Origin of the sequence: Campylobacter sp. (assembly GCF_019423325.1) — a bacterium.
Classification (GTDB): domain Bacteria; phylum Campylobacterota; class Campylobacteria; order Campylobacterales; family Campylobacteraceae; genus Campylobacter_B.
This window is the reverse complement of record NZ_JAHZBQ010000001.1, coordinates 178,060-200,134: the sequence shown is the minus strand read 5'-3', so window position 1 is coordinate 200,134 and position 22,075 is coordinate 178,060. Positions and strand designations below refer to the sequence as shown.

Sequence of the window (22,075 nt, the reverse complement as noted above, 5' to 3'; positions counted from 1 at the left end):
CTTTTCAATAGATTCATTGCTTTTATTAAGCTTTGTTATTCTTTTCGGCAGTTTCATTGTTTTTAGAAGCGTCATTGTGCTTCGTTGTTTTCATAAAGCCTCATTATTTCTATAAAAAGGCTTGGTGATAGAGAATGGTAAAATCTGATATTGCGGATGTTTTAAGAAGCATAAGGAGTAGAGAATTGCGGGGGATAAGACGTTCGTTTTTAGATTGGGTTTTAATGTGGAGGATTTCAGGGTTGGTTTTGAGTGGGATGTTTTGTTGAAGGGGGTGTGTGGGTTGGGATTTGAGGAGCGTAAAGAGTAAAAACGTGTAACTTATAGAATTAACCTCGCTCCTTTTAAGTTCTTTAATGAAGGGCAAAGATTATAAGCGCAAAAACGCATGTAGAGATAGAGATATTTGTAGAATTTTGTCTGTCCTCATGCAAGCATTTTAAATTTATCGTATCAAAATTTAATCATTTGACTAGCTATGGTTTTAAAATATACGACAACTTATGAGGCGGCGTTTTAAATGTGCCACCTCATATAAAATTCTAACATAAAGCGATATACCAGCAAGGGGAATGAAATGCCGGCATAATTATAAGACATAACCCTTAAAAGGTATAATCCTAAATAGCCCTTAGCTCATATAAACTTGCATATCATCCTTGCGAATATCTTTTTGGTTAAATTCCAAAGCCTCCGAGTTATCGGCATAAACGTTTAGCTGCTCGATAATCTTGTTTACGGTATCTTGGCTTAAGAAAGCACTATCTTTCAAAGCCTCTTCTTGGCTGATGCCCGATATAGTGTTTATATCTGCAATGCCGCTAGGGCTAAGAGCCGAATTAAGCTTGGATGTGCTCAAGTCCGTATCATTATAAAATTCTGATACGATGGCTTTTAGCTCACTTTTATCACCGCCGCCTAAAACCATATCCCAGCCTGATTTGGAATTTGAACTATCGCCGGAGCTTTTTGAAAGAGGCGAGATTTGAGCTTTACTATTCATGGCCAAATTAGCATCCATCGCTAATGCGGTAGGCTTGGCATCTCCTATATAGGTTTTGCCGAATGCCTTATAGATATCTTGCGCCTTAATGTTCCAATAGCTATTTATTTGAAATTCCTCTACGATGTTATTCTTATTGCCAAAAAAGCCTTTTACTTCCAAGACGTCTTTATTATTCTCATTAATCGGAGCAGTGCTTATTTTAAGATCCTCTCCAAACATTTGATAATATACATGGTTGCCCTCTTTTTTGAATATTACCTTATCGTAGCCCCCGCTATCTTTTATGCTCTTCAGCCCTCCTTCATAGGAGAAAGTATCATTGCCGCTTCCTCCAATGATAGTATTGTCGCTTGGGGTATCCGGCTTGCCCGGATCATTGGGCTGGGCAGGTTTTTCGTCTCCGATATAGGTTTTGCCGAATGCTTGATAGATATCTGCCGCCTTAATATTCCAGTAGCTATTTATTTGAAATTCCTCTACAATGTTATTTTTATCGTTAAAAAAGCCTTTTACTTCCAATACGTCTTTATTGTTCTCATCGATCGGAGCGGTGCTTATTTTTAAATTTGTACCGTCTGAGCTGTAATATATTTTATTGCCGGGCTTTTTAAAGATCACTTTATCATAGCCCCCGATATCCACTATGCTCTTTAGACCGCCTTCATATTCAAAGGTATTATTTTCACTGCCTCCTACCATAGTGTTTGCATCGCCTATAGGTTTTACTTGCTTGTTGATAAAATCACTTCCTAGAATTTTACCGTCTTTGAACTCTATATTTATATCGTTTACTATATTGCGTTGGTTGATATGATCATACTCTTCGGAAGTAGCGCTATAGCCTTCCACTAAGACGGTATCGTTTGAAACGGTGCTTGATATTAGAAGAGTTTTATTTACTAAATCTAGTTCAAATTTAACATCCTCTTTATTTAAATCTTTAAATTTAATCAAATCCCCATTGTTAATACTCGTTATCGTATCCTTGCCGTCGCCTTTGGAAAAAACGAAAGTATTTTTCCCCCTGATCTCTTCACCGTAACTTCTATAGCCTCCCTTTAGTATGTCATTGCCTCTGCCGCCTTCAAGGATATTTTCTACTCCGTCGCCGCCGGTTAAAGTATCGTTTCCATCTCCGCCCTTGATGATATTATCCATATCGTTATAACCGTATAGCGTATCATCGTCTGCGTCGGTGCCGATAAGCGATAATCTTTTAATCTCTTCAATTCCTAATTCTTCGCCATTGGCAAATTTAAAGGTTTTTACGGCGTTATTTTCATCAGTTTTATTTTGATCGGTAGCATTTCGTAAAGTAATCGAATCGCCGGTAGAATTTTTAAGAGATATAACGATATCTCTATAATTTCGATAATTATCGTTTGGATAGTCGTTTCTAACTCTTTTGGCTATTAAATCCTCCTTACTTATACCTTCGCCAAATTTTAGAGTATCGCTATCTTTGTCGTTGCTATATTTAATGTAATCGTCCGCTATCGTGTCGTTGCCGTCTCCTTTGTTAAAAACAAAAGTATCGTTACCTGCCCCTCCATTTAAAATATCGTCTCCCGTACCGCCGATCAAAGTATCATCGCCCCTATCTCCATAAAGCTCATCGTTTCCGCCGTTGCCCACTATGGTGTTGTTTGCATCGCTATAGCCTCTTATGGTTTCATTTTTATCGGTTCCCACTAAAGATAATGCAATAATATCTTCAAAGCTTAGCTTATCGCCATTAGCAAACTGTAAGGCCTTTTCTCCTGCGTAATAAGGACTTGGTTTATTGTCCCGAATAACGCTTTGTAAAGTTATAGAATCTTTATCGTTGTTTTTAAATTTTATCGTTAGGCAAGTAGGTTCCCGATCTCCTTCCTCTCTTTTGCTCTTGGATATTATAATATCTTCCTTGTTGATACCTTCGCCGAATTTTATAATATCCATTCCGCCTCCGGATTCCTCTATAATATCGGCTCCATCGCCAATATTGAAGACATAGGTATCGTCGCCATCTCCACCATCAAGAATATCGTCTCCTTTGCCGCCGACTATAATATCGTTACCGTCTCCTCCATCTATGGAATCATTTCCCTCCTCACCGTAAAGAACATCGTCTCCGCCAAAACCTTTTATGATGTTATTATCCATATCGTGATAGGCAGATAATTTATCGTTTTGATCGGTGCCGAGAAGAGATAGTCTTTTAATGTCATCAAGTTCTAGCTTATCACCGTTTTCGAATTCGAAATAATCTATGTTACCACCATTCACTGCGGAGCCCCTAACAATAGCATCTTTAAGTATTATAGAATCTGTGTCGTTATTTTTAAATTTAATAGTTATATCTCCATAGTAGCTACCTCTAGTTACTATAAGATCCTCTTTGCTTATACCTTTTCCAAATTTAAGAACATCCGACATATCGCCGTTTTCCTTTATGGTATCGGTTCCGTCACCTTTATTAAAAATATAGGTATCGTTGCCGTTTCCGCCCTCAATAATATCGTTTCCCTTGCCACCGATGAAAGTATTATCTCCCATACCGCCGTGAAGCTCATCTTCACCGTCGCCCCCAATCAAAGTATCGTTTCCGTCTCTACCATAAAGCTTATCATCTCCGCCATTACCTATAAGAGTATTGTTTGAATCTTCAAAGCCCTTTATTGTTTCTCCTTCATTAGTACCCACAAGAGATAATTGCTTGATATCTTCAAAGTTTAATTTTTCTCCATTAGCAAATTTGAAGTTCTCTATGACGCCATTAATTCTGGTTTTATTTTCAGTAAGAACATTTTTTAAAGTTATAGAATCGGCTTCATTATGTTTAAATTTAATGATTATATCTGTTGCATTATTTAAATAAGACCACTTCTGATTTATATTAGTTGAAACAATTAGATCCTCTTTTTGTATGCCTTCGCCGAATTTAAGAGTATCTACCCCATCGTTATCTTCTATTATATCGTTACCGTCCCCTTTATTGAATATGTAAGTATCGTCTCCTGTTCCGCCTTTTAGAATATCATTTCCTGCGCCTCCGATTAAGGTATCGTTACCGCTACCACCCTCGATTAGGTCATTACCGTCTCCGCCGTACATAGTATCATTCCAGCCTTGACCGTAGAGCTTATCGTCTCCGCCTTCTCCCTTGATGATATTATTTGCATGGACATAACCTACAATATTCTCGTTACTGTCGGTACCAATCAAAGATAGCTTTTTGATATCTTCGAAGCCCAGCTTCTCACCATTAGCAAATTCAAAATTTTCTATTATGTTGTTATCTTTATTTTTGTTACTATCGATAACGTTTTGCATAGTAATGGAATCATTTGGGGAATTTTTAAAGAGTATGACTATATCCGAATATTCCTTTCGTTTAGTATAATCATTCATTCTTGCAACTCTTTTGACGATAAGATCCTCTTTGCTTATTCCTTCGCCAAATTTTATAGTATCGGCTCCTCCATTATCGGTTACGGTATCTTTGCCGTCGCCTTTATTGAAGATATAGGTATCATCTCCATATCCGCCGTTTAGGATATCGTCGTCTTTACCGCCGTTTAGGGTATCGTCACCCCTGTCGCCGTAAAGTTTGTCGTTTCCTTTATTGCCATTTATGACATCGTTACCATCTTGCCCGTAAATTTCATCGTCTCCACCCAAAGCATCAAATTCATCGTCCTTATTGCTGAGATAGAATTTGTCGCTTCCTTCGGTTGCTTTTATAGAAGAGCGATTAAGTATGTCTTGGTGGCTTAAAACCGAGCCGTCTTTAAAGACTATATTTTCTATAGCATGTCTGAAGAGCTTATTTTTGATAGTTATAGTATCGTTTGAAATTTTTGAGCTTATAACTATGTCATCAAAAACTTTTTTTATATCTATATCATTCAAAGTAAAATCGTTAAATTTAATAGTATTATTGCCAGTATAATCCTCTACGGTATCATTTCCATCTCCTTTGTTGAAGATGTAGGTATCGTTGCCTGCTCCACCGATAAGCATATCATTTCCAGTTCCTCCTATTAAAATATCATTGTCTTCACCGCCATAAAGCTCGTCATTACCGCTTCCTCCGATGAGAGTATCGTTGCCTTGACCGCCTATAAGTATATCATTGCCTTCTCCCCCATCTATAATATTGCTCTTCCAGTTCCCGTAAATTTTATCATCTCCGCCAAGGGCATTAAATTCATTGTCTTGATCGTCAAGAAAAAATTTATCGTCCTCTTCAGTTGCTTTTATGGAAGAGTTATTTAGAATAGTTTGATAGTCCCAAGACGTGCCATCTTTAAATTTTATAGTATTTATAGTACTTTCACCATTATTATTGTAAAAACGTTGCAAGGTAACGGTATCATTTGAAATTTTAGAATTGATGACCACATCATTAAATATTCTTTTGATATTTATATCATCCGCGCTAAAATCATTAAATTTTATAGTATTAGATCCTTCAATATCGTAAATAACGTCATTGCCATCTCCCTTATTGAATATATAGGTATCGTCCCCACGTCTTCCTTCGAGTTTATCGTCTCCTTTACCTCCGATTAGCGTATCATTGCCGTTATCTCCATAAATAGTATCATTTCCTTCGTTACCGTAAATAACATCATCGCCGTCCCCGCCCCATATTATATCGTTTCCAAGACCCGCATCAAAGGTATCATCCCCATCCGAAAGATAAAGTATGTCGGCTCTATCTGTAGGACTTGGTAATGCAGACTTTAACATATCGTCCAGATTATAAACACTACCGTCTGCAAACGATATGGTTCTTACGGTATTATTATAAGTCATTCCGGAATTTATAGAGTAGAAATTCTCAAGGGTAATACTGTCCCATAACATTCCGGAATCTTCTTTTACTGAAATTACAAGCTTATTGGGATCTCTTTTGAATTTTAGATCTTCTTTTCTTATATTGATCCCAAATTTTAAAGTATCAATTCCGCTTGTATCATAAATAACATCGCTACCGTCACCCTCATTAAATATATAGGTGTCATTGCCTTCTCCTCCATTAAGCCAATCATTACCCTTACCACCATTAATTGATTTGGTGTAATTATTGCCTTTAATATTATCGTTGCCGTTGCCCCCTTCTATAATATGAGGAGTATTTATACCTGCACGAATGACATCATTTCCTTCGGTCCCCATAATTTTTATGTTATCAATATCGCTAAGTTTTAAAATCTCTCCATTTGCGAATTTTATATTTTTTATAGAAATTCTATTGATAATTACACTATCGTGAGGAGTGCTTTTGAATGATATTTTTAAATCAGAGCCAAAATTGATCGCATTAAATTCTAGATCACTTCTAGAAATTCCTTCTCCGAATTGTAAGGTATTGATTCCGCCGGTATCCGCTATAATGTCGTTGCCATCGCCTTTATTAAATATATAAGTATCATTGCCATAACTACCGGTGAGAGTATCGTTGCCTTTGTTACCAACTAAAATATTATTTTCACCGTTATAGCCGTAAATCGTATTATCGGTATCATCTCCGATAAGAGATAACTTTTTAATCTCATCTATATTCATCTTGTCGCCGTTAGCAAATTCAATAACTTGAATATTAGGAGAGATAAGAGTTATGCTATCACTAGCATTATCTTTAAAAGATAAAAGTATATATCCATTGGAATTTTGCGAAATGATTAAATCTTTTTTATCCAATCCAGCGCCTAGTTTGAGAATATTATTACCGCCGTAATCGGTTATAGTATCGACTCCGTCACCCCGATTAAATATATAGGTATCATTGCCATAACTACCGGTGAGAGTATCGTTGCCTTTGTTACCAACTAAAATATTATTTTCACCGTTATAGCCGTAAATCGTATTATCGGTATCATCTCCGATAAGAGATAACTTTTTAATCTCATCTATATTCATCTTGTCGCCGTTAGCAAATTCAATAACTTGAATATTAGGAGAGATAAGAGTTATGCTATCACTAGCATTATCTTTAAAAGATAAAAGTATATATCCATTGGAATTTTGCGAAATGATTAAATCTTTTTTATCCAATCCAGCGCCTAGTTTGAGAATATTATTACCGCCGTAATCGGTTATAGTATCGACTCCGTCACCCCGATTAAATATATAGGTATCATTGCCATAACTACCGGTGAGAGTATCGTTGCCTTTGTTACCAACTAAAATATTATTTTCACCGTTATAGCCGTAAATCGTATTATCGGTATCATCTCCGATAAGAGATAACTTTTTAATCTCATCTATATTCATCTTGTCGCCGTTAGCAAATTCAACAACTTGAATATTAGGAGAGGTAAGAGTTATGCTATCGCTTGCATTATTTTTGAAAGATAAAAGTATATGCCCGTTGGAATTACGAGAAACAATCAGATCTTTTTTATCTAATCCGGCACCTAGTTTGAGAATATTATTACCGCCGTAGTCGATTATAGTATCGGCACCATCGCCTTTATTATAGACATAAGTGTCATCTCCGTAACCGCCATAAAGCATATCGTTACCCTTACCACCGTTAATCGATTTGGTGTAATTATTGCCTCTAATATTATCGTTACCATCACCTCCTTCTATGCTATGAGGAGTATTTATACTTGTATGAATGACATCATTACCTTCGGTACCTATGATTTTTATATTATCGATATCACTAAGTTTTAAAATCTCTCCGCTTGCGAATTTTATGTTTTCAACATTAGCTTGATTGATCGTAATGCTATCGTTAGAATTATTTTTAAATGAAATTTTTAAAGCCGAGCCCGAATTGATTGCATTAAATTCTAAATCACTTCTATAAATTCCTTCGCCGAATTGTATGGTATCGTTACCGGCATTATCTATTATAGTATTGACTCCATCACCTTTATTAAATATATAGGTATCATCGCCGCATCCACCATCGATAGTGTCGTTTCCCGCTCCGCCGTTTAAAGTATCGTCACCGTTTCCGCCATTAAGGGTATCGTCACCTATTCCCCCGATTAATGTATCGTTACCATCATTGCCATAGAGGATATCGTTTCCCTTGTTGCCATTAATCACATCATCTCCATTGCCGCCCCAAATTTCATCGTTACCCAAACCTGCATCAAAGGTATCGTTGCTGTCCGTTAAATAAAGCTTGTCGTCTTTATCGGTAGAGCTTAGTGGAGCAAGCTCAAGAATTTTATTAAAATCATAAACGGTTCCATCGGCAAAAATTATTGTTCTTACGGTATTATTTCCTATTTCGGGATTTACAGAAAAGAAATTTTGGATAGTTATGCTATCGCTACTTGCCCCATCATTGCTTTTGATAGATAGTATAAGCTTATCCAATTCTCTTTTTAAGCTCACATCATTAGGGGCTATGCCTTCTCCGAATTGTATTTTATCATCGCCTACTATATCATAGATAGTATCGTTACCATCGCCTCTAGCAAACATGTATGTATCATCTCCGGCTCCGCCGTTTAGGGCGTCGTTGCCTTTTCCTCCTACTATAAAATTATTCTCAGAGTTTCCATTGATAATATCATTGCTATCTGTTCCGCTAATATAGGTATTAAGGCATATAGATAACAATTTATCATCACTACCGCAAAAATTTAATAGATTTAATTTAAGATTCTCTTGGAATATAGGTTTATATGCGCTAGCTTCTCGAACGATATTCATTAATTTGATAATTTCATCATATTTCCCATCTTTATATAATTGCATAAGCCTAGAATTTAAAGCATCAAATTTATAACTTAATTTGCCATCTTCTCCCAAGCTCATAAGGTCTAAATTTAGATCCATATCGGTATATGCGGTTTGAAGCTCTATGGTCGCATAGACATAACGTTTGAAAGTATCAAATCTTTCTTTAATGATATTAGCGGATATTCTAATATTTGCATCATTGGAGCTTCCATGCCAAGTAAAAGGCTTGCCCGTAAGCTTTTCATAAACATTTACTATCCTGCTATCGATAGAGGTAGTTCTAGAGTTTGGATGCATATCGCTAACTCCTGCCCATTCATAGATCAGCTCGTCAATATGCTTCTTTCTATCTTCGGGACTTAGCATCAGATATAGATTTATTATTGTAGCCAGCTTTTCATTCTTGCCTGCCGCCACTCTTAAAGAGCTTAAATTTCCGCTAGCTATTACTTGAGGCAGGGCCTGGACTTCTGGCGAGAGTTTATTTTGATCTATTATCTCTTCGGTTTTGTTTAAATTTACTTTCATCCATACGTCGTTAGCATCTAAGGTGGAGTCGTCTTTAAGAGTAACTTTAGAGCTTTGTTTTACGGTGTTAGAATTCTCGTCTATCGCTATCTCTTTATAGTTTAGATCGATGCTTTTGATATTATTATCCGCAAGCGAGCTTAGCTCTCCTTCATCGGTAATGCCGTTAGAATTCTTATCCTTCCAAATTTTAAGCTTATTAAATATCTCGTCCTTTTCATCTATTGCGTTATCGCCATTTAGATCATAGGTTTTTAGAGCTTCATATCCGTTGGTCGCTTTTTTGTCTGTGTATCCGTAGATGGTATTTGAAATAGTATGATTTCCGAATAGTTCATTTCCGTTGTCTATTTTACCGTTACCATTTTTATCTAGCGCTAGTAGTCCATCGTCTTTTTCTATCCAAGCGGTAGCTTCCGCAAAGCCATTATTGTCGTGATCGAAATACACCGTATTATCAAGCCTAGTGGAGGTTACGCCGTTTTTATTAAAATCTATTACGATAGGATCGTATGTCTCAGGTAAATCCTCGTTAGGATCGCGGTCGTCATCTTTTATAACGGCATCGGCAAATCTTATCTCTTTGACATTTATATTATCGGAGGATTTCCATACGGTGGCGCCTACTGTAAATTTATAATCCTCATTTGGAGTATCGTTACCTTGCCAGGTATATGTATATTTGGCGCTATTGTCTCCTTCTTTAAATTTTACCAATTCTCCCTCAACATATAATGTTAGATCTTCACCCTTTTCTAAAGCCCTATTCAGAGTAATTGAAAAATCCAAAGAATGTTTGCTCGCATCTCCCTCTGCAGCACTATTATTATGGATAGTCACTATAATATCTTTTTTCTCTAATAAATATATTTCCAACGAGTTTTCTTCTTTACTATAATTTTCTATAGTTATTTCATCTAGCATATCACTTACTATTAATTTATCGTCTTTAAGTCTATATTCTATATAATCCTCAGATACATAGCACTTCCTATCATCATCCCAAACTCCGCCTGTGAGTTTATGTCCTTTAAAATAAACCGAGCCTTTGTGGTCATCATCACGAATGATATCGCGACTAGTAGCCAGATACGTATCATTTCCATATCCACCTATTAATAAATCGCCGCTGCCTTTACCCATTAGCGTATCATCGCCATATCCGCCCAATAAAACATCGTCTTTGTAGTCGCCCGTTAAAAGTCCGCTTGGGGTTACGCCATAAGGGAAAAATGACGACGATAAAGGTCTTGCATAGACTGTTTTGTCGGGCATTGTTACTCTTAGGATACCTTTGTGCAAAGCGTTCATATCAATATCTGATAGCCCGTCGCCCGTTATTTTGTCCCATAAATTTTGTGCTTGTTTACGTAAATCAAATATGCCGCTATCTTTTCCGTCCAACTTATCTAATAAATTTCCTATGTCATACCATAGCGTTATCCAACCGACAACAGGGATAAATTTTGTAATTGCAATAAGCCCAAAATCCACAGCTGCACCCACGACGGTATGACCGAAGCTTTGACCGTCAGCATAATCGTCGGCTATACCAGCGAAACCATTTACTAATCCTACTTTCTTGACATAATCGTCTAGTTCGATTTTTGTGTATCTTTTGCCATTTATTTCTACATATTTTTCTAAGCCGCTAAGAGACATATTGGCACCAGAAAGCGCATCTTTAAATAATTCAGTTAATTGTCTAACCAAATCACTATTTTTTCTAAGTCTTACTTCTGCTTTGTCTAATTCTTGTTTAGCAACTAATTCTCTACTCATGTTTTTCTCCTTTTTAGGTTAAAATTTCTTTTCAACCAAGTTTAAATTTATATGTTTCTTATCAGAAAAATATTTTTGTAAATCTAAATAATCTTGTTTTTTAATGATATAAATCATGTGAAATTTACCTTTTATGTCATGCCAACCAGCAGAACCACCTCTGCTAAATGCGGAACCTAAAACTTCATAATGATAAATTATAAAAGCCGAAAAAAGCGAAAAATCTTTTAATTTTCCGCCCAAAGTCAAGTGAAAAACAAATTTAAACAAACAATTTAAAAGTAAATAAATGACATAATAGGCGATAAGATAATGAACCATTTTTACTAATGCGACCATAAAAAATATAAGTAGATTAAAAACAATAATTCCAATTAGCGATGATGGTGTAAGCAGTCTAAAAGTCCTTACTACAGGTTCTAAATCAACTAAATTTTTAACCCTTTTAACTTCGCCATTTATAATAAATTCGATTGTTTTGTTTGTAAATTTGGTTTCGCATTTGTTTTTGATGATATAATAATAAAATGTAGCTACGATATGCAAAACGCCAACTCCAAAAAAAGCCAATAGAAAAATGTTGTTAATACTTGCAATCCCCGTATAATCAACATAAACCAATAAAACAAGCACTGTTCCGCAATGAGAAAAAAAGAATAAATTTGAAAGAAAGAATTCATAAGGATTTTTAATTACTATCGGTTCTTTATCATAGTCTCTTTGATTGAAATCGCTTAAATTTGCGTTTTCGTTTGAGTTTAAATCCCGTTTTTTAACATTTTTATTCCAGTTTTCAAAATTTTCCAAATTTTATCCTTCCATTTTTTGCTTTTCTCGTCATTGCGGGTAAACTTTGCAAGCGAAGCAATCTGTCGACAGTGAATGTTATAAAAATCTCAGTCCTCTTCTTGCATTTAATTTGATTGCTTTTACGAATTCTATATCCACCTTACTTAAGTAGCTATAAATTCCTCGCGAGTCTTTAGCTGCTTCACTTACTCCCGTCCATTAGTAGATCAGCATCGATAAGAGCAATCTTAGAGCTTTGCTTTACGGTGTTAGAATTCCCGTCTATCGTTATCTCTTTATAGTTTAGATCAATGCTTTTGATATTATTATCCGCAAGCGAGCTTAGCTCTCCTTCGTCGGTAATACCGTTAGAATTCGTACCTTTCCAAATTTTAAGTTTATTAAATATCTCGTCCTTTTCATCTATTAACTTTATCGCCATTTAGATCATAGGCTTTTAGGGCTTCATATCCGTTGATCGCCTTTTATTCGTAAGTAGTATTTGAGATGGTATGATTACCGAATAGCTCATTTCCATTGTCTATTTTACCGGACACTATCCCCCTATCCCTCAAACAGATCAAAATTTTATCTGTAAATTCCCTAAATTTTAAAATAGCTGCCGCTTTTGCGAGATAGGCAATTTAAAATTTTAAAATACGTCGGCGAGAAAGTAAGAGTAAAATTTATCTGTCTTGTAAAAATTTTACGTCGTAGTATTCGCGCAAAAGCGGAAAGCGGCAGTAAATTTTATCGGGTAGCGCCCTTTTTTATGTGCTTAAGCAATACGATTCGCGCTAATAATTTTCCCGCGATACTACATAATCTTGGTCGTCTGCATTAAACTATCACCATTTTTGCGTAGTCTTATTTTACGCAAGCATGCGATGAAATTTCAAAATTTCAAATTTTGCGCCGCGAATTCCTAGTTATTTTCATGCAATTACATTGTTGTGTATATGTATTTTAAATCATAGCAAAATTTAGCTCAGAAGATTCTAATATCTCGATCGAAGCACTGTATTAAATTTAAAATTTATCTCAAAAGAGGCAGCCCCGTCTTAAACTCTATAAACTATCAGCTTGCCCCTTCGCGCGCCAAAACAACTTTGAAGGTTTTTAAAATAATGACGATGTCGTTCCATATCGACCAGTTTTTCATATACCACGCATCCATGCCCGCCCTGGTCGCAAAATCCACATCGCTACGCCCGCTCACCTGCCAAAGCCCAGTAATACCAGGCTTGACGGATAAGATAAGAGAAGCATATTCGCCCATATCCTTGCGCTCGTATTGCGCACACGGGCGAGGGCCTACGATGCTCATTTCACCCTTTAAGACGTTGATCAGCTGCGGAAGCTCATCGAGCGAGCTTTTGCGCAAAAAATCGCCCAGCTTCGTGATGCGCGGATCGTGCTCGTATTTGTGATATTTTTCAAAATACTCCACCTCTTGCGGATTTTGCTTTAGGTACTGAGCTAAAATTTCATCACCGTTCTCTTTCATCGAGCGAAATTTCAGACACCCAAACGGTTTGCCGCCAAATCCCATCCTTTGGTGCGAAAAAAATATGCGCCCCGCGGGCTCTTTTAGCTTCATCATCAGCGCGATTACGCCGAAAATCGGCACCAGCAGAGGAAGCGCTAAGAAAATTAGCGCCAAATCAAGCCCGCGTTTAAGAGCTAAATTTAAAGGGCTTTTCAGAGAATTTCGTATCGCAAAGAGGCTGGTGCGCGAAGCAAAAACGCTGTAAATATCCGTCTGCGTGAAATCATATGAGCGTAACACGGGTGTGAATAAAATTTCTTTGTTCTTTCTGATATTATGCTCGATAAGCTCGTTCAAGGCTTTCGCCCCAAGCCTGCTTCCGCCGATAAACAACACGTCGTAATCGCCGCCAAGAGCTCTAACATATCCTAAATACGCGCTCTCTAAGACGGCGCTCTCAAACTCTTCGCCCTCGCCTAAAATTTTCGCCCTCTTCTGCCATAATCCAAATTTAAAAAGCTTCCTTTTCGTTATGAGCTTAAAAAGCGGCAAAACTACCGCCATAAAGGCAAAGCTTAAAATAAAGCTGGCGCGCGAAAATTCGTAATTGACTTTGATTAGAGCAAGCAGTGCAAGGCTTAGCAAAAGCCCCAAAAAACAGCTTTTTACTAAAATTCTGCTCTCATGCCAAAAATCATACCTTCTCGAATAGATCCCCTGATAGAAAAATAGAAATATCATTATGACATAGGACGGCGCGAAGCCCTGATACCTGCCGATGTCCAGCAGCACGCTATCGCCGTAGAGCAGATTTTTAAGCACCACGGCAAGTCCGAAGCAAAGCCAGATGACGAAAATATCGACCGCCAAGATTATTAAAACGCAGAGTTGCTTTTTCATCCTAACTCCTATTAAAATCATCTTGCAGGCGCACGATATCATCCTCGCCGGTATAGCTGCCTACTTGAGCCTCGATTAGCACGACGGGGATTTTGCCCTCGTTTGCGAGGCGGTGGATCTCGCCCATTCTAATGAACGTCGATTCATTCTCGCGCAGCAAGAAATTTCGCTCGCCCACAGTCACGGTCGCAGTGCCGCTAACGACGATCCAATGCTCGTTGCGATGGTAGTGCTTCTGCAGCGATAGCCGCTTACCGGGCTTAACGACGATACGCTTGATCTTGTAGCCGCGCTCGTCTTCAAGCACCGTGTAGCTGCTCCACGGGCGATGTGTCGTTACGTGTACGCGCGCTAGATCGCTACTACCTAGCCGCTCCACCACCTGCTTTACCTTTTGAGTAGAGCCTTTTTTACATACGAGCAGGGCGTCTTTGGTATCGACGATAGCGAGATCCTCGACGTCTATGGCGGCTATCGTGCGGCCCGAGCCGATGATGAGATTGTTTTTAGAATTTAGAGCGATATTTTGCTCGCTTGCGGTGTTGCCGTTCGCGTCTTTAGGCAGCTCGGCGTCTAAGCCATCAAAGCTTCCCAGATCGCTCCAGCCGATGTCTGCGGGCACGACTTTGGCAAGGCTCGTGCGCTCCATAACTGCGTAATCGATGCTATCTGCGGGGATCTCTTGCATATCGCCTAGTTTAATTCTAATCGGATTTTCTGCGTTAGAATTTTCATGCGCGCGAACGCAGGCTTCGTAAATTTCAGGGCTCTGTGCTTTTAGCTCGCCTAAAAATACGCCAGCTTTAAACATAAACATGCCGCTGTTCCAATAAAAATTCCCCGCCGCTATGTAGCTTTGCGCCGCCGCAAGATCCGGCTTTTCGTGAAATTTTAACACGTCCTCGCCGCTTGCTTCGATATAGCCGTAGCCCGTATTTGCATCCGCAGGCTTGATACCAAACGTCACCAAAAACCCCTGCTCTGCAAGCTCGCGTGCGCGCAAGACGCTGTTTTTATACGCAGCTTCGTCTTTAATAAGATGATCGCTCGGCGTTACAAAAACGATCTCCTCGGCCTTTAGGCTCAAACACGCAAGCGCGATCGCAGGAGCCGTATTTCTGCCGACGGGCTTGAGTAAAAATTTTACGCCGCGCGCACCCAAAGCCTCAAGCTGATCGAGCGCCAAAAAATACTGCTGCTCGTTCGAGACGACGAGCGTGCGCTCGCATAGCGGGGAGTTTCGCTCGTAGCTCATCATGAAAAGCGAGCGATCGTCAAAGAGGCGCACGAACTGCTTCGGCATAAGCGTGCGACTGATGGGCCACAGCCTCGTGCCGCTGCCGCCGCTTAGGATTATATTAGTCATTTAGGCCGTCCTTAAATTCCTCATATTTTTTCTCGACGTAGCTTTTGATCTCGGCCTCAAATCTCTCTTTTGAAAATTTTAGAGCATTTTTTCTGATGGCTATAGGATCAAATTTATCTATATTTATTTCAAATTTATTAATTGCATCTATAAGCTCATGCACATTTTGATTATAAAAATAAACGCCTGTTTGCATGTCTACAATAGTCTCTTTTGCGCCGCCTCTTCCCAAGCAAATCACAGGTGTGCCACAAGCCTGCGCCTCAACTGGTGCTATACCAAAATCTTCTTCTGCCATAAAAACAAAAGCTTTTGCTCTACTCACATAATTGCTGATAGCAATTTTGTCCAAAAAACCTACAAATTCAATATTACTATTAGATAAGTTTTTCAAATACTCTCTTTGGCTACCATCGCCAACTATTATTAGTCTTTTATCTTTTAACACATTAAAGGCCTTCACAATTATATCAAATCTTTTATATGGTTCCAACCTACCAACACTGACATAATACGACTCCTTTTTTGTTTCTAATCCAAAACTATCAATATCAACTGGCGGATAAATTACTACAGAATCTCTCCCATACCTACTCTTAACCCAAGACTGAACAAACTTTGAGTTCGATATTATAAAATCAGGTTTTTTTGATGCCTCTATATCAAATTTTTGCAAATACGGTATTATAAATTTAAATATTCTCTTTATTCCGGTAAAGTATAAATTTCGTTCTTCCCATATATATTTCAAATTTCTAGCTTGAAAATAAGATATATGTAAAGCACCTTGGGATGTTACATATTTTGAAATAGCATGCGAAGAGCTAATTACCAATTTAGTATCTTGTGGCAATTTTATGCTCTTTATAAAATATGGAAACAAAGGTAAAAAATATCTAAATCTCTTACCAAATAAATTTAATAAAGTATGATTGATTTTAGGGATATTTCCATTAAATATTTTATCAAGATCCTCTTTGCACATTATATTCACAAGAGTGTAGCATTCATCAAATTTAAATATTTTATGCAAAGAATTAATGACGCGTTCCGAGCCTGCATATTTATCCAGCCAATCAACAACTAAAATTTTTTTCATATTAATCTCCATTTATCATGTATACTATTTCACAAATAATCAATTTCTTTTTATAATTTACCCATCCACATCCTTTTACTTTCAGCGTATATATAAGCCAATTCACGTCAAAACAATATCACTTTCATCACGTTTTGCTGCAAGCAATTAATTTTATTACAAACCAGAATTCTATTACTCCAAGGCTTAATTTTACAAAATTCACAACCTACAATTGGTATATAAATTATCTGAAACAATTTATTGACCTTTTTTAAAAGTAATCCTAAAAACCATATTGGCAAGCTGTTTGGTTGCAAATATCTTTATACTTCACAACTTATTTACTAAATTTATAATTTTATGTGCCGATTCCTCCCAGCTGAATCGCTTAATATTTTCAAAACCTTTAGCGCGAAGCTCGTTTTGTAAATTTTTATTATCTAAAACCAATTCTATCTTTGCTTCTATGTCATGAATATTTGTTGGATCAAAATACAAAGCACCGCTACCGCAAATCTCCGGCAAACTCGTAGTTCCTGAACACAATACCGGGCAACCACATGCCTGGGCTTCAATCGGTGGAATTCCAAAGCTTTCATATAATGATGGAAAAACAAAAGCGGTCGCATTCTGATAATAAGCCATTAAGATATTTTCATCATTAATTTGTCCAACAAATCTTACGTATTCGTTACTAGCTATATCGCTTGAACGAAATATTTTTTGATCACAGCCGCCCACTATGTATAATAGAATTTTTTTATTTTTACTATTTATATTATTTATAGCTTTAATCAAATTTACTATATTTTTACTCTTAGAAACCGATCCAACATATAAAATATATTCTTCAATATTGTCATTAAAAATATTACTTACTATGTTATTTTTACTTCGAACAATATAACTATTATATACAACATCTATATTGCGATGTAAATTATATATATTTTTATAGTATGATAATATTTCCTGTTTCGTATAATTACTTACCGTAAAAATGAATTTACTATTTTTTATTATCAACGGAATTAGAAATTTATACATATTATGAAATAAAAAAGAATTCCATTCCTTATTTAAAAAAGACAAACTATGTATGACCGTAACTTTATTTTTATAGAATACTGGCGCCATATTGGCTAAATTTAATAACAATGGGTTCTGTCTCTTTACCAAAAACCTTGATAATTCCAATTGCTCCCATAGATATCCTTGTAAATTTCCAATACGAATTACATCTAACTCTTTTGCCACATCTATGTGAATTATATTTTTTGGAGCAATGAATCGAATATTATCTTTCAATATCCTTTTAAGCCACAATGAAATTTCAATTGCGAATCTTTGAACTCCAGTGATATTTTGGGTTAAAAACCTAGCATTGACAAACAGCATATCTTATACCTATAATATAATATTTAATCCACATATATACCGATTCCCTTCAAAAAAAATTTTAAGATACAGAACCAAGAAAGTTTCTGCAAATCATATTCTTTACCATGGCTATATTTTATTGCATTGCAAAACTCGTCTTTTGTATTAACCAAATAAATTATATCACTCATATCTTTAATCTGCTCCCACTCAACACTGACGACTTTTAATCCACAGGCAAGATACTCATACATCTTTAAAGGATTTATACTATTTACTAAATCAGGATAATCCTTAACATTAAAAGGAATTATGCCCACCTGCGAATTATATAAAAACGCAGGGATCTTAGCATATGGAATAGAGCCCAAAATATGGATGTTTTTTAGCTTTTTAAGTAAAGATAGATCTTTTTGCTCCGGACCTATTATAATAAAACTATAATTTGGCAAATTTTTAGCACAGTAATATACTAAATCCACATCAAACCAATCATGTATTGCGCCTACGTAAATTACCCTAGGCTCAGGAATATCTTCAAGCTCCTGCGGCAAAGACCTATCTGCCGCTTTAAAGAAATCAAGATCAATGCCATTTGGTACATATTTCATTTTAGATTTATCTTTTATTTGATCGTATTTTTCCTTTAAATTTTTGGCCGTATAAATGACTGCATCTACCTTATTCGCGATATTTATCTCGGCTTTAAACTGAGTATCAGAAACTGCATTAAAACCTTTTGAATAATCAGCTATCCTTAAAATCGATTTTTTATAAGTTATGGTATCCAGCAAAAAGCCGAACAACGGGCTATCAAACCACAATATATCAACCTCGCCAAAACCCCGCTCTTTTATAAAATTTAGCAAATTCGGGCACGTAAAATTTTGCCAATTATTTAAAACGAAATTCGACGATAGAAATGGCTTGTTTTGAGGAGTAAAAAGGGAGCGCGGAACATAATAAAAAATGCTCCCCGCACTTTCACCTCCTTTTTTATAAATTCTTTCCCGCTCTTTCAGCTCATTGCTATTTGCAAAAATTTTATGTATCGGCGAGATGGGATTTGAGATAAAAAGCACCTCATATCCTAGTTTTTCAAATGCTCTGGCATAATGATGACTGCCGACCTGAAACGGCGAAGTATAGTAATTCGCAACGGCCATTAAAACTTTTTTAGACATTTTTCATCAACTTCCCATATCCATTTGAATATAACTCAAATTTACTATAATAAAATTCCCTATTTGCTATATCAATAATCTCTAGGCTACCCTCTTTTACCTCAAATTTTCTAATTATCTTTACGCCTTTGTATTCTGCGGCGAGACTTATAAAATTTTCTCCAAAATCCGCCACTTCGCATCTGCATTCCGCAAACATTCCAAATAATCCGATCGCTCCTTCGCCCCAACTATTTTGTTCCAAATCGCCTATAATCGGCACGTTGTGGGCCTTGACGCTTCTAAATTCATTTCTCCTGCCGGGGATCGGCGTATAAAGATAGGTGCCGGGATCTCTTGCTATATCCAGCCCGTCTATCCGCAGCTCGTAGCCCAGCTTATCGTTGTGCGTATGTCCGCCGTGACCCTTTTGCCCAAGCGGCGTAGCGCAGATAGCGAGGTAAAATTTGCTGGATTTAAAGATAAAAATTCCACTGTCCGGATAAAATAGATTTTTGATCTCTTGCGAATTTGGAATTTTAAATTCCATCCTTTTTTGATATGGCAGTTCGCTAAATTTTACGCCCGAAGCAACCTGGCTTTTATATGTTTTATCGCCTACTTGCAGCGTGCGCCCTGCAAGAGCTCTCGCAAAACTCCGCTCAAAGCAAATACCATTTTTAAATATCTCATCGTCAAAAATCCCATCCATGCAGCTAATTAGCGTGGAGTGGTTTAAGATATTTTCGTCCCAAAACGGCTCGTCGCCGCCCTCAAAGCCGCTCAAATTTAGATATTTTCGCACGGCTTGTTCGTTGCTCAAGAACTCGCCGTTTGGGCTAAATTTAAAAAACCTACCGCTGTCGTTATCGCCGAATTGCGGTATTTCGCCGTTTGGTTTTGTAATGTCTGCGGTAAACCTGCCGATTTTATACAGCCTGTCCACGAACCACTGCGGCAGCGCGATTTTGCCGTCCGAAATTTTAAATTCCTGCTCGTCCGGCGGCAAGAGTTTCGGCTTTTTGCGCCAAAGCTTTGCGTCGTAATTTTGCAAAGATGAAATTTTTTCGCTTTTTAGACCCAGTATCAGAGCCGCGCTATATGCCATTAGCTCGCCACTTAGGCGGTGATAGCTCGTAGAACTCTCAAAATTTCCGCCGTCTTCGTAAAATTCCTTTTTCATTTCGCAGATTATCTCTTGTACGGCAAACGCCAGCCATGCGTCCATCTCGCCGCTGCCGTCTAGATACGCGCAAGCTTGCAGCAAACCCGCGATGTCGCTTAGATAGTGATTTGACGTAAGATGCGGCGAATACTCCAGATTATTTACGATATGAAGCGCATGCTCGTAGACGCTACTTGAAAAGGTCTGCTTGAAATTTTGATCCAAAATTCCGCCCTCATCCATCTGGCAAAACATATCGTAAGCCGCCAGCATATTGGCGACCCTGATACCCACGTCCATCGTGCAGGTCCAATTTACGCCCATTCGAGGCGGATTATTCTGGATAAAATCTAAAATTTGGTTTTTAAATTCTTTTAAATTTTGCTCTTTTAAGCTCGGATTCGCCATCGCAAAAATAGCAAGCTGCGGCAAGTGCTGAAATCTCGCAAGCTCCCACGGCACCTTTATATCGCTACCGGGCTTATGGGCTATGCGCTGATCTTTGTACCATTTTTTTTCATCCCAGCGAAAGCCGCTTTTAAAATCCTTTTGCCAATCAATCAGCTCGTAGCCCTCTAGCGCGTTTGCGGGCGCTGCGACGTTCATATCGTATTTGTAGCCCTCAAGCCCGAGTGCCGCGCTATCATAGCTATTTTTTACCCAGCCGCTACCGAGCAGATCAAATTTATGCTCAATGTACATTTTAGATAGATATCTTGCAACATCCAGATCTATATTTGATAGGTCGAGCTCTTTTGTGCTTATATAGCTAGTTTTGATGATCGGAATGTTAAAATTTATATGAGTATTTTTATTTATAAAATCAGTGCGACGATTGATAAAGTTATTTAAAAAAACAGTTATTTTATTAAATAGCTTCATCAAAACTATGCGAAATGGAGTAGAATATAGTCGCTTTAGATAATATAACATTATGCTTCCCCTATACGCGGACAGCTTTTGTATTCTTTGATTGCCCTAATAGCCAACCAACTATAAAAAATCAGAGTTAATAGAAATAATAAAACTTCCGATAGTATGTCAAATATTTTAAAGATATAAATTATACTAGGAAAGAATAAAAATAACAAATAATAAAAATACCCTAAAAATAATTTTGGATATATTTTTTTGGAAACTACCATATATACAACGAATCTAAAAAAAGAAATAACCGCTATACAATATATAAAGAAGTAAAAATCAAAATAATATGCACAAAACAAAAGAGAAGATACGCTTAGCGCTCCTACAAATATCTCCAAATAAGAAAAATAATGACTTTTCCCAGAAATCTGGATATTTAATTCAAGAATTCTCGAAATCAATGTGCAATATCCGCTGAATAAAAATATGAATAGGAAGTGCTGATACTCTATATATTTCTCTCCCGCAAATATATATACGACATAATATGAGCCCAAAATAAAAATGCACATCATAAATCCATATCCGTTAAAAATTATATTAAGCATCATCTTATAGATTCCGATAAAATTCTTTTCCTTATAAAATTTAAGGACTCTCTGAGAAAAAACTATATAAAGCGGATCGAACATAATATAAATAGTTGATGCGATTTTCTGGTAAACCGAAAAAATTCCATTAAATTCTCTATTTAAAAAAACTTTATCAATGATAAATTGCGGGCTTAATGATGATAGATATGACCCGACAATACCGGGCGCAATTTTTATGGAAAATAAAAAGGAATTCCTTGTAATATGA

Annotated in this window: 9 protein-coding genes; all 9 read right to left on the bottom strand. The window is 37.0% G+C overall.

The window, feature by feature from the left end; translation table 11 throughout:
• Nucleotides 1-631: 631 nt before the first annotated feature.
• The 9 genes from QZ367_RS00895 to QZ367_RS00855 all read right to left on the bottom strand — a co-directional run bounded on the left by QZ367_RS00895 (nucleotide 632) and on the right by QZ367_RS00855 (nucleotide 21,280).
• Nucleotides 632-11,014: a calcium-binding protein gene (locus QZ367_RS00895; RefSeq protein WP_291936062.1), complete on the bottom strand. Its 10,383-nt coding sequence runs from the start codon at nucleotides 11,012-11,014 to the stop codon at nucleotides 632-634.
• Nucleotides 11,015-11,032: 18 nt separating this feature from the next.
• Nucleotides 11,033-11,821, bottom strand: a complete 789-nt coding sequence (locus tag QZ367_RS00890) for a hypothetical protein (protein ID WP_291936059.1) — start codon at nucleotides 11,819-11,821, stop codon at nucleotides 11,033-11,035.
• A gap of 184 nt (nucleotides 11,822-12,005) precedes the next feature.
• Entirely contained in the window at nucleotides 12,006-12,245 is a 240-nt protein-coding gene (locus QZ367_RS00885) for a hypothetical protein (protein ID WP_291936056.1), read from the bottom strand.
• 636 nt (nucleotides 12,246-12,881) lie between these two features.
• On the bottom strand, nucleotides 12,882-14,192 hold the full coding sequence (locus tag QZ367_RS00880; RefSeq protein ID WP_291936053.1) for a sugar transferase: 1,311 nt from the start codon (nucleotides 14,190-14,192) through the stop codon (nucleotides 12,882-12,884).
• 1 nt (nucleotide 14,193) lies between these two features.
• Nucleotides 14,194-15,558: a mannose-1-phosphate guanylyltransferase/mannose-6-phosphate isomerase gene (locus tag QZ367_RS00875; RefSeq protein WP_291936050.1), complete on the bottom strand. Its 1,365-nt coding sequence runs from the start codon at nucleotides 15,556-15,558 to the stop codon at nucleotides 14,194-14,196.
• Nucleotides 15,551-16,657: a glycosyltransferase gene (locus QZ367_RS00870; RefSeq protein WP_291936047.1), complete on the bottom strand. Its 1,107-nt coding sequence runs from the start codon at nucleotides 16,655-16,657 to the stop codon at nucleotides 15,551-15,553. The genes QZ367_RS00875 and QZ367_RS00870 overlap by 8 nt, the downstream gene beginning before the upstream one ends.
• A gap of 312 nt (nucleotides 16,658-16,969) precedes the next feature.
• A complete protein-coding gene (locus tag QZ367_RS00865) occupies nucleotides 16,970-18,037 on the bottom strand; it encodes a glycosyltransferase family 1 protein (protein WP_291936044.1) in 1,068 nt (355 codons plus the stop codon).
• Nucleotides 18,038-18,060: 23 nt separating this feature from the next.
• Entirely contained in the window at nucleotides 18,061-19,203 is a 1,143-nt protein-coding gene (locus QZ367_RS00860; protein ID WP_291936042.1) for a glycosyltransferase, read from the bottom strand.
• Nucleotides 19,196-21,280: a heparinase II/III family protein gene (locus tag QZ367_RS00855; protein WP_291936039.1), complete on the bottom strand. Its 2,085-nt coding sequence runs from the start codon at nucleotides 21,278-21,280 to the stop codon at nucleotides 19,196-19,198. The genes QZ367_RS00860 and QZ367_RS00855 overlap by 8 nt, the downstream gene beginning before the upstream one ends.
• Nucleotides 21,281-22,075 lie beyond the last annotated feature (795 nt).

Excerpts from the sequence above, each read along its gene's own strand:
- QZ367_RS00880 (WP_291936053.1), bottom strand. The coding sequence starts at position 14,192 with ATGAAAAAGCAACTCTGCGTTTTAATAATCTTGGCGGTCGATATTTTC.
- QZ367_RS00895 (WP_291936062.1), bottom strand. The coding sequence starts at position 11,014 with ATGAGTAGAGAATTAGTTGCTAAACAAGAATTAGACAAAGCAGAAGTA.
- QZ367_RS00875 (WP_291936050.1), bottom strand. The coding sequence starts at position 15,558 with ATGACTAATATAATCCTAAGCGGCGGCAGCGGCACGAGGCTGTGGCCC.
- QZ367_RS00865 (WP_291936044.1), bottom strand. The coding sequence starts at position 18,037 with ATGCTGTTTGTCAATGCTAGGTTTTTAACCCAAAATATCACTGGAGTT.
- QZ367_RS00870 (WP_291936047.1), bottom strand. The coding sequence starts at position 16,657 with ATGAAAAAAATTTTAGTTGTTGATTGGCTGGATAAATATGCAGGCTCG.
- QZ367_RS00855 (WP_291936039.1), bottom strand. The coding sequence starts at position 21,280 with ATGTTATATTATCTAAAGCGACTATATTCTACTCCATTTCGCATAGTT.
- QZ367_RS00860 (WP_291936042.1), bottom strand. The coding sequence starts at position 19,203 with ATGTCTAAAAAAGTTTTAATGGCCGTTGCGAATTACTATACTTCGCCG.
- QZ367_RS00885 (WP_291936056.1), bottom strand. The coding sequence starts at position 12,245 with ATGGCGATAAAGTTAATAGATGAAAAGGACGAGATATTTAATAAACTT.